Raw genomic sequence first — 299 nt, 5'->3', positions numbered from 1 at the left:
TGAGCAACACATTCAATCCATTATGGACGAAGTAAAAGAGCGTCAAGCTTCTTATTACAGCCGTCTTTTCTAATAAACTTATAAAGGGGTTTTATCTAATGAAATTTAAAGCATTCTTTTTAACTATCACCATTCAAAAACGTAAACTTTCACAGAAAGAGATTTTGCGTGAGCAACACATTCAAACTATTATGGACGAAGTAAAAGAACGTCAAGCTTCTTATTACAGCCGTCTTTTCTAATAAACTTATAAAGGGGTTTTATCTAATGAAATTTAAAGTATTCTTTTTAACGATCAC

At 31.1% G+C, this 299-nt stretch carries 2 protein-coding genes; both read left to right on the top strand.

All coding sequences use genetic code 11. The annotated features are described in order from the left end of the window. A partial coding sequence (locus MR079_RS28655) for a YrzI family small protein (protein WP_242270105.1) occupies nucleotides 1–73 on the top strand: 73 nt, incomplete at its 5' end. Between the two features lie 25 nt (nucleotides 74–98). Continuing rightward, nucleotides 99–242: a YrzI family small protein gene (locus MR079_RS28650; RefSeq protein WP_000668966.1), complete on the top strand. Its 144-nt coding sequence runs from the start codon at nucleotides 99–101 to the stop codon at nucleotides 240–242. Nucleotides 243–299 lie beyond the last annotated feature (57 nt).

This window comes from Bacillus cereus group sp. BfR-BA-01381 (assembly GCF_022663555.1).
Lineage (GTDB): Bacteria > Bacillota > Bacilli > Bacillales > Bacillaceae_G > Bacillus_A > Bacillus_A pacificus.
The sequence above is the reverse complement of the archived record's forward strand: the minus strand, read 5'-3'. Positions and strand labels throughout refer to the sequence as shown.